Here is a 9,088-nt window from a genome sequence, read left to right as displayed (position 1 = left end):
CCACCGACCCGACGGCGGCACGATGAACCCCTACCAGTCGCTGCCGTCGCGGTCGTTCTGGCGCAGCGCGGTGGCCGAGCCGGAGATGCTGGCCATCGGTGAGGTGTGGACACCGAAGTTCGCCATCGCCCCGGACGACCCGGTCCTCACCGCCGGTTCCTGCTTCGCCCGTCATCTCGGTCCCGCCCTGCTCGACGAGGGGATGAACTGGCGTGAGGTCGAGCTGCCCCCGCCCGGGCTGACCGAGGCCGAGCGCCGGGCCCGGCACTACGGCGCGTTCTCCTTCCGCACCGGCACCATCTACACCGCCGCGACCCTGCGGCAGTGGCTGGCCTGGGCGCTGGCGGACGACACCGGGCCCGGCGAGGTCTGGTGCGAGGGTGACCGGTTCTTCGACCCGTACCGCCCGTCGGTCGAACCCGACGGGTACGCCTCGGCCGAGGCCACCCTGGCCGCCCGCCGGTCCACCCTGGCGGCGATCCGGGGGGCGATCGCCGAGGCGGGTTGCCTCATCTTCACCCTCGGGCTCACCGAGGCCTGGCGGGACCGGGCCACCGGCACCGTCCACCCGGTCTGCCCGGGCACCGTCCGGGGCGTCTTCGACCCCGGGCGGCACGCCTTCCACAACTTCACCGTCGCCGAGGTGCACGATGACCTCTGCGCCGCCGTCGCGCTGCTGCGCGCCGCCAATCCCCGGCTGAACGTCCTGTTGACCGTGTCACCGGTGCCGCTCACCGCGACGGCGACCGGGGCGCACGCGCTGACCGCCACCACGTACTCGAAGTCCGTGCTGCGGGCCGCGGCGGGCCAACTCGCCCAGGAACACGACCACGTCGACTACTTCCCCTCGTACGAGCTGATCACCGGTTTCCCGTTCCGGGGGGTCTTCTTCGCGCCGAACCTGCGTGCCGTGACGCCGGCGGGGGTCGCCTTCGTCATGCGGCACTTCTTCGACGCCCTCGAACGGGGACCCGCCGGGACCCGCCCCACGGATCCCACCGCGACGGCGTCCGACCGTCGCGCCGACGCCGCTGACGGAGGTGACCTCTACTGTGACGACGCCATCCTCGACCACTACCGCCCCGGCCAGATTCCTGCTGCTGGGTGACTCGCACGCCGGACCGATCGCCCGCGCGGCGACGGCGGCCGGGCTGCCCTTCGTCGGTGGGCCGGTCGGCTCGGGGCGCGACTTCAACGTCGGCTTCTTCGACGTACACGACGACGGCCTGGTGTTCCGGGACGCCGCGGTGGAGGAACGCCACCGCGGCTTCCTGGCCGACCTGGCCGTGCCGGACATCGGCCGGCTCACCATCCCGCTGGTCTCGACGTTCGGCCTCAGCGCCCACTTCTTCGCCACCACCGGGAACTGGCGGATCTACCGGGACGGCGACGGCGCCTTCCCGGCGGGTTTCCTCTCCGGCGGGCTCTTCGACGACATCGTGCGCGCCATGGCCCGCGACGCCCTGGCCTTCCACCGCCACGCCCTCGGCCTGGGGCTGCGGGTCCTCGCGGTGCTGCCGCCGCAACGGGTGCCGGGGATGTCCGACCCGCTGGTCTTCATGGCGGCCCAGGAGACGATCCGCCGCGCGCTCGTCGCGCTCGGCGTGGAGATCGTGGATCTGCGGGCCCGGGTCACCGACGGGACGGGCCGGCAGCGGGCCGCGTTCTGCGAGCCGGACGACCCGATCCACGGCAACCTCGCCTTCGGCCGGCTGATCGTGGCCGACCTGCTGGCCCGGGGACTGTGACACCGAACCCAGGAGGGAACGAGATGGAAGAACACGTCCTTGCCGCGGTCGAGCGCGTGACGACCCGCCAGCCGGAGCCCTACCACACCATCACCGTCCGGCCGATCTCGCCGGTCATCGGCGCGGAGGTCTGCGGCCTCGACCTCGCCACGGAACTGTCCGACAAGCAGCTGGCCGAGGTCAGGCGGGCCTTTCTCGACCACCATGTGCTGGTCTTCCGCGACCAGGTGATCTCCGCCGAGGACCACAAGCGCTTCGCCGGCCACTTCGGCGAGTTGCGCCGCCAGCCCCTGGCCGACCTGGACGGCGGCGATCCCGCCATCCTCGAGATCAGCGCCGGCCGGGACTCGCGGTTCGTGGCCGGCGAGGACTGGCACACCGACGGCACCGCCGAGGCAGAGCCCTCGCTGGGCTCGATGCTCTACGTCACCAGGACGCCGGAGATCGGCGTCGGTGGCGACACTCTCTGGGCGAACATGCACCTGGCGTACGAGATGCTCTCCCCGCCGATGCGGGCCTTCCTCGACGGTCTGACCGCGATCCACGACGGCCTGATCCCGTGGCAGGGTCACACCCCACCGCCGGAGTACGTCGTGCCGAAGAGCGAACACCCGGTCGTCGTACGCCACCCGGAGACCGGCCGCCGGCTGCTCTTCGTCAATGCCGGTTTCACCTCGCACATCACGCAGCTCTCCCGGTCGGAGAGTCGGGCGGTGCTGGACATGCTCTTCGGCTGGGTCGCGCAGCAGCCGATCCTGAGCTGCCGGGTCCGCTGGACGCCGAACACGCTGGTGTTCTGGGACAACCGTTGCACCCAGCACCACGCCGTGTGGGACTACTACCCGCACTCCCGCTACGGCCAACGGGTGACCATCAACGGCAGCCGACCGGTCGGGTGACCAGGCGGTCAGGCGCGCACGATCTGCTCGGTGTAGGCCCAGTCCGCGTCGAGGGCGGCGTCCCGCTCGTCGGTCAGGCCGGTCAGGTCCGCGCCCGCGACGCGGCCGGCGCCCGCGACCCGGTCCCGGAGGATCCGGGCCGTGACCAGGGCGGCCCGGGTGCCCTGGGCGGTGACCGGGTCCAGGTGGTAGCCGGCGTCGCCGACCAGGCACCAGCCCGGCCCGCTCATCGGCCGGCGCAGCATCCGCATCCGGCCGGCGCCGCCGATCGGCGTGGTCCGGCGGCCGGTGGCGACCGCCGGGCCCAGGTGCGGATCGTCGCGCACCATCCGCTCGTACGAGCGCGCCGGATGCCGACCGGTCTCGTCGATCAGGCTCTGGTGCAGGTCCAGCGCGACGCACCACTGCTTGTCGCCGCACGGCGTCGAGATGAGGACGCTGCGGTCCTGCAAGGAGAAGTACGAGCGGTCGGCGGGCAGCGGCAGGTTCTCGTAGTACGCCAGCAGCGCGAACCACGGTGACTCGACGACCCGGTAGGCGCTCGCGCCCACCCGTTGCGCGTTGCGCGACAGCCGGCCGTCCGCCAGCACCAGCAGGTCACAGGTGATCTCGCCGTCGACGGCGTCATGCCGGACGGTCACCCCGCGGGCCCGGCCGGCGTCGATCGTGACGTCCCGCACCCGGGCCGGGCGCAGCACGGTGACGTTGCCCCGGCTGTGCGCCGCAGCCAGCAGCGCCGGATCCAACACCTCACGCGGCACGCTCATCCGGTACGAGTACGCGTCCTCACGCGGGTAGACCCGCTCGGTGATGTCCTCGCCGATGCGCTGGGTGTCGCCGTAGGTGCGTGGAGCGCCGCAGGCCAGGACCGTCTCCAGCAGGCCGAGCTCGGCCCAGGCGAGGTTGCCGGACCGGTCCCAGGTGGACTGCTGCGGCCAGAACGCGGTGGCCCGCGAGGCGTCCAGGACGAGGACCCGCTCCGCGTACGGCGCGAGGGCCCAGGCGGTGGACGCCCCGGCGATCCGGCCGCCGACCACGACGACCTCCCAGTGGCCGGCGATCACGCCGGCACCGGATCGACGCGATGGGCGCTCCGGCAAGCTCCCGACGTCGTCACGCGGCACGACTCAGTCTCCCATCCGGGACCGACCCGGGGAAGGGAGCGGCCCGGCGGGGGCCCGGCCGCCGGGGACGGCGAGGTCGGATTCGCACAACGGATTCCCGGCGACCGCCGCAACGGGTGGAGACCGCCGGAAGGGGTCATTTATTACTGGCTGATTACCCAAGACCAATAAATTCACCCAGGTCAGCGGGCTTCCGTCCGGACGTGGGGTGCAATGTGAACAGACAAACAATCGCGCGGCCGGAGCCCAGACTCGAGGTCCGGGACCTCGGGTGGCGACAGCTGTGGGCGGGCGCGCGGCTGCTCGCCCAGGCGTACGAGGACGGCGCCATCTGGGCCGCCGCCGGCTCGCTCCCCCGGTGGCAGCAGAAGTCGGCGCTGACCGCGCTGTACCTGGCCGAACTGGTGATCGCCCAGCTGATGAGCTCGGGCATCACCCTCGCCGCGTACCGTGCCGACCGGCTCGACGGGATCCTGGTCCTCTACGGCGACGAGCGCACCACGCCGTGGTGGGGGTGGGCACTGCGCTCGGTGGCGTGCCTGCTGGCGGGGCCGCGGGCCGTGGCGCACGCGGTCCGGATCTCCAACGCGCTGGACCGGATGCGCCCCAGCCGCCCGCACGTGTGGTTCGCGGTGCTCGGCCGGCGGGTCGACTCGGTCGGCGTCGGCTACGTCCTGATGCGCGCCGGCCAGGCCCGGGCCGAGGCCCTCGCCCTACCGGGCTATCTGGAGACCTCGGCCGGCCCGGAGCAGGTGCAGATCAACGAGATGCTCGGCTGGACCTCGGTGGACGAGTACGTGCTGAGCACCGGAAGCGTCATCAGGACGATGTGGCGCGACAGTGCGGCGCGGCCATGACCGCGGTCGGACTGTGCCGTGGACTCGACACGCTCTTCGCGGTCCCGCCGGGGCACCGGCTCGACGACGTCGACCGCGCCTCGGCGAGGCAGGTCCTCGGCTGTGACGACCACACCCTGTCCACGTTGCTCGACCGGGGGCTCCAGGCCAGCGGCGAGGTGGGCGAGGAGCGTTTCGACTCGCGCGACCTATTCAACCTGGCGCTGTACTCCGGCACCGGCACGACCGTGCCCGAGCAGGCCTTCGCGTACTCGCTGCGGTGGATGCGCTCGTCGACCGAGGAGCTGCTCGCACCCCGCGCCTCCCGGTTCGCGCTGCGGGTCGCGTGTGCCGCCGACCGGTGCGGCCCGGAGCCGACCAGCTGGCTGGCCCTGCCGCGCCCCGAACGCTTCGGCGGTGCGGTGCACGACCTGACGGTCGAACCCGCCGACGCCAACGGGCCGACCCACGACGGTGGTGACACCCTCGTGCGTACGGCGTCGGAGCTCGCCGTCACCGCCACCGTGCACACCCGTGGCGAGCGGGCCGAGCTGCGCTCCCCGGAGCTGCGCGCGATCGCCGCCGAGTTCGCGGCCATGGACCTGCGCTGGGTCAAGCTGCCCGCGGCGCTACAGGACGACGTCGACCTGGTGACCAGCCACGGCGTGGCGAGCTGCGACTCGGCGAGCCGGTACCTGGCCCAGCTCTGCGTCCGGGCCGGCATCCCGGCGGTCACCAGGATCGGCTGGGTGGTCGGCATGCTCGACCTGGTGCACGCCTGGGTCGAGGTCGAGGACACCGACGGAGCGACCAAGGTCATCGACCCGGTCTTCGCGCTGTTCTCCGCCACCGTGCGTGGCACCAACCCGCTGCTGCGCGACCCGACCGTCGCGCTGCGCACCAACCGGCTCATTCCGACCGGCCTGCCCACCGGACGAGCCGTGGCCGAGCACCGCTGTGGCGGCGAACCGGCGGCGGCCCGGGTCACCACGAAGATCCTCCCCGCACCGACGCGCCCCCAGGAGAGGCCATGAGCACGACCAAGACGGTTCCCGAGTTCCTCACCGCGTTCCTGCGCGCCAGATGCCCGGACATCGACTCGGTCGGGCCCGACGACGACCTCGTGGACACCGGGGTCCTGAACTCGATGCACTTCGTCGAGCTGCTCTACCTGATCGAGGCGGAGCTGGGCACGGAGATCTCCCTCGACGAGGTGAGCACGGACGACTTCCGCACCGTCTCCCGGATCACGCGACGTTTCTTCACCCCGGGGCACGGCCTCGGCGCGACAGCCAAGGAGTAGCAATGTTGGAAACCCGCGTCCGCGAGGTGGTCGCCTCGGTGTTCGGTGTCGCACCGGACGAGCTGCCCGAGCGACTGGACCCGGACACCCTGCCGGGCTGGACCTCCCTGCGCCAGATCCAGCTCATGATGGCGCTCGAGAACGCCTTCGGCATCGAGATCGACCCGAACCTGCTGCCGGCCCTCGCCTCCGGCCCGGCGATCGTACGGTTCCTGGAGGAGACGCTGGCGGTCCCGGACGGAACGAGCCGATGACGGCGTACCACCCGCACCTGCGTACGGTGCACGACGTCATCGCCTTCCACGCCGAGCAGCGGCCCGACCACCCGGCGGTGCGCTGCGAGGACCGTTCGGTCAGCTACGCGCGGCTGCACCGGTCGAGCAACCGGACGGCGCACGCCCTGCGGCACGCCGGGGTCACGCCCGGGCACCGCGTCGCCTACCTCGGCAAAGAGTCCGAGCACTACTACGACATCCTGTTCGCCTGCGCCAAGACCGGCACCGTCCTGGTCCCGATCAACTGGCGGCTGCGTGCCGGCGAGATCCACCACATCATGCGCGACTCCGGCAGCACGGTCCTCTTCTGCGACGAGGACCTCCTGGACACCGTCGACAAGCTGCGGCCGGACCTGCCCGAGCTGCGCGAGGTCGTGTCGCTGGCCGGTTTCCCCGGCTGGCAGGCCGACGAGGACGGCGACCTGGACCCGTCCTGGACCGACGAGCAGCCGCTGGCCCAGGTGTACACCAGCGGCACGACCGGCAACCCCAAGGGTGTTGTGCTGGCCCACCGCAGCTTCTTCGCGGTGCGCGACGCGCTCGCCTCCGAGGGCCTCGACTGGATCGACTGGCACCCGGACGACGTGAGCCTGATCGGCATCCCCGGGTTCCACATCGGTGGGCTGTGGTGGTCGATCCAGGGGTTCAGCGCCGGCATCACCAACGTGTCGGTCCGGGTGTTCGCCGGGCACGAGGCGGTCCGCCTCATCCGGCAGCACGGCGTCACCACGGCGTGTGTCGTACCGGCCCAGTTGCAGATGATGCTCGCGCCGCCCCGGCCCCGGCGGGAGGACTTCGTCTCACTGCGCAAGATCGTCTACGGTGGGTCGCCGATCTCCGAGGCGCTGCTGGGCCGCAGCATCGAGATGTTCGGCTGCGAGTTCGCGCAGATCTACGGCCTGTCCGAGAGCGGAAACACGGCGATCTGCCTGCCGCCGTCCGAGCACGTCGTCGGCGGGCCGCGGATGCAGGCTGCCGGTCGGCCGTACCCGGGCTTCGGCGTGAAGATCATCGACGGTGCGGGCGGCGTCCTGCCGCCGTACGAGGTCGGCGAGATCTGCCTGCGTACCCCCGCTCGGATGATCGAGTACCGGGGCCTGCCCGACGCCACCGCCGCGACCCTGGTCGATGGCTGGCTGCACACCGGCGACGCCGGCTACCTGGACGACGAGGGCTTCCTGTTCGTACGCGACCGGATCAAGGACACGATCATCGTGGCCGGCGAGAACGTCTATCCGGCGGAGATCGAGAACGCGGTCTGCGCGTACCCGGGAGTGGTCGAGGCCGCCGCCGTCGCCGTGCCGCACGAGCACTGGGGCGAGGTCGTGCACTGCTTCGTGGTGACCCACCCCGACCAGCCCGCGACCGCCCGCGATCTCACCCCGTTCCTCCGGGGGCGGATCGCCGACTTCAAGATCCCGGCGAGCTTCGAGTTCGTCGACCTGCTGCCCCGCAATCCCAGCGGAAAGCTTCTCCGGCGGGAGCTGCGTGAAAGGTTCTGGCAGCACCTGGACCGGCGCGTGGCCTGACGGCCGGCCCGGTCCCGTTCTGGCTCCACGACCCTCACTCTCCATGCAAAGGCGGACCCCCATGCACATTTCCCTGCGTCACCACAGTGACCGCGTCGCGCTCTCGATGGGCAACCCCAACCGGATTTCGCTCGCCTATTCAGAGGATCCGCGCGCAGTCGCGAAGAGACTTCCCCGACGCGCTGACGACGAGCCGAAGAACGTGCTCGTGCTGGGCGCGAACGGGTTCGTCGGCATGCACATGCTGCGTGAACTCCTCGGCGACACCCGGGTCGCGACGGTCTATGCCCTGGTTCGCCGCAAGGGCGACAAGTCCGGCGAGGATCGCATCGCCCGGCAGCTGCGAAAGTACAAGATGGAGTTGCCCGACACCGGCAAGTTGTCGGTGCTGGAGGGTAGCTACCTGGAGCCGGCGATGGGGCTCGCCCCCGCCGACTACGACAAACTGCTGACCGACGTCGACGTGGTGATCGATGCCGCGGGCGCGACGACCCACGACTACCCCTACGCCCGATACCGCCAGGAGAAGGTCCTGCCGACGCTCCGGCTCGCCGAGTTCTGCCTGCGGAAGCGGTTCAAGACGCTGCACGTCATCGGTTCGGTCGGCAGCGAGGTCTACCAGCAGTGGCGCGACTTCTACCGCAACAGCTTCTTCTACACCGGCTACAGCCGGATGAAGTGGGTCGTCAAGCACATCGCCCTGCGGGCGAACCGCGACGGCGTGCCGATCCACATCTACCAGGCGCCGTTCGCGCTGGGCGGCCCGAGCACCGGGTTCAAGGACCCCGGAATGGAGTACTCGTTCTGGAACATGATCTCGCACATCCTCCAACTCGGGATGGTCTGGAACTCGGAGGTCACCAGTCCGGTCGTGGCGGGCGACGTGCTGGCCCGGTCGGTGGTCGCCAACGCGCTGTCGAACGCGCCGCGGGTGATCAGCTACCCGGTGACCCCGGTGACCACTCAGGAGATCGCCGAGCGGTTCGACCTGAAGCTGGTGCCGTGGCCGGTGTTCCGGCGTGAGCTGATCCGCCAGCACCGGTTCCGGTTGGGCCAGATCGACTGGTCGAAGCCGGTCGCCAGCATCCGACGCGGCCGGCAGCAGTCCCGGTTCGTGAGTTCGCTGTTCCCACCGTCGTTCCACACCCTGCTGAACAACATCCACACCGCTGCCGCCAACCCCACGACCGTGCGGGTCGACGCCGACCTGCCGTCGATCGACGTCATGGAGAACAACGCCAGGCGGATCCGCAAGCTCAGCAGGTACCTGCCCGAGGAGGCGCTGCTGGTTCCCGTTCCCGTCCCCGTTCACGCCTCCGTTCCCGCGCCGGTTCCCGTCCCCGAGCCGGTGCCGGTCGGGGCCGTCTGACCACC

The 9,088-nt window shown here is 71.1% G+C and carries 10 protein-coding genes; 9 read left to right on the top strand and 1 reads right to left on the bottom strand.

Annotated features, from left to right (window positions below; translation table 11 throughout):
* Window positions 1-22 precede the first annotated feature (22 nt).
* The 3 genes from GA0070608_RS21690 to GA0070608_RS21680 are packed head-to-tail and all read left to right on the top strand — an operon-like array spanning window position 23 to window position 2,647.
* Entirely contained in the window at window positions 23-1,108 is a 1,086-nt protein-coding gene (locus GA0070608_RS21690; protein ID WP_091630367.1) for a GSCFA domain-containing protein, read from the top strand.
* Window positions 1,053-1,748 (top strand): hypothetical protein, encoded by a 696-nt coding sequence (locus GA0070608_RS21685; protein ID WP_176733794.1) that lies wholly within the window; start codon window positions 1,053-1,055, stop codon window positions 1,746-1,748. The genes GA0070608_RS21690 and GA0070608_RS21685 overlap by 56 nt, the downstream gene beginning before the upstream one ends.
* Before the next feature lie 23 nt (window positions 1,749-1,771).
* On the top strand, window positions 1,772-2,647 hold the full coding sequence (locus tag GA0070608_RS21680; protein ID WP_091630366.1) for a TauD/TfdA dioxygenase family protein: 876 nt from the start codon (window positions 1,772-1,774) through the stop codon (window positions 2,645-2,647).
* Between the two features lie 8 nt (window positions 2,648-2,655).
* Here GA0070608_RS21680 and GA0070608_RS21675 read toward each other — a convergent pair whose 3' ends face one another.
* The gene (locus GA0070608_RS21675) at window positions 2,656-3,711 is read right to left on the bottom strand and encodes an FAD-dependent monooxygenase (RefSeq protein ID WP_176733793.1); all 1,056 of its coding nucleotides are present in this window, start codon (window positions 3,709-3,711) and stop codon (window positions 2,656-2,658) included.
* Between the two features lie 275 nt (window positions 3,712-3,986).
* Between GA0070608_RS21675 and GA0070608_RS21670 the strand changes: the two genes are divergently transcribed.
* The 6 genes from GA0070608_RS21670 to GA0070608_RS21645 all read left to right on the top strand — a co-directional run bounded on the left by GA0070608_RS21670 (window position 3,987) and on the right by GA0070608_RS21645 (window position 9,083).
* Window positions 3,987-4,628: a hypothetical protein gene (locus GA0070608_RS21670; RefSeq protein WP_091630364.1), complete on the top strand. Its 642-nt coding sequence runs from the start codon at window positions 3,987-3,989 to the stop codon at window positions 4,626-4,628.
* Complete coding sequence (locus GA0070608_RS21665) at window positions 4,625-5,641, top strand: hypothetical protein (protein ID WP_141719524.1); 1,017 nt, start codon at window positions 4,625-4,627, stop codon at window positions 5,639-5,641. The genes GA0070608_RS21670 and GA0070608_RS21665 overlap by 4 nt, the downstream gene beginning before the upstream one ends.
* Window positions 5,638-5,910, top strand: coding sequence for an acyl carrier protein (locus GA0070608_RS21660; RefSeq protein WP_091630362.1), 273 nt, complete (start codon window positions 5,638-5,640; stop codon window positions 5,908-5,910). The genes GA0070608_RS21665 and GA0070608_RS21660 overlap by 4 nt, the downstream gene beginning before the upstream one ends.
* Window positions 5,911-5,912: 2 nt before the next feature.
* Entirely contained in the window at window positions 5,913-6,164 is a 252-nt protein-coding gene (locus GA0070608_RS21655; RefSeq protein ID WP_091630361.1) for an acyl carrier protein, read from the top strand.
* Window positions 6,161-7,714, top strand: coding sequence for a long-chain-fatty-acid--CoA ligase (locus GA0070608_RS21650; protein WP_091630360.1), 1,554 nt, complete (start codon window positions 6,161-6,163; stop codon window positions 7,712-7,714). Before GA0070608_RS21655 ends, GA0070608_RS21650 begins: the two co-directional genes overlap by 4 nt.
* 61 nt (window positions 7,715-7,775) lie before the next feature.
* Complete coding sequence (locus GA0070608_RS21645; protein WP_176733792.1) at window positions 7,776-9,083, top strand: SDR family oxidoreductase; 1,308 nt, start codon at window positions 7,776-7,778, stop codon at window positions 9,081-9,083.
* The last annotated feature ends 5 nt before the right edge of the window (window positions 9,084-9,088 follow it).

It is taken from the genome of Micromonospora peucetia, assembly GCF_900091625.1.
Taxonomy (GTDB): domain Bacteria; phylum Actinomycetota; class Actinomycetes; order Mycobacteriales; family Micromonosporaceae; genus Micromonospora; species Micromonospora peucetia.
The sequence above is the reverse complement of the archived record's forward strand: the minus strand, read 5'-3'. Positions and strand labels throughout refer to the sequence as shown.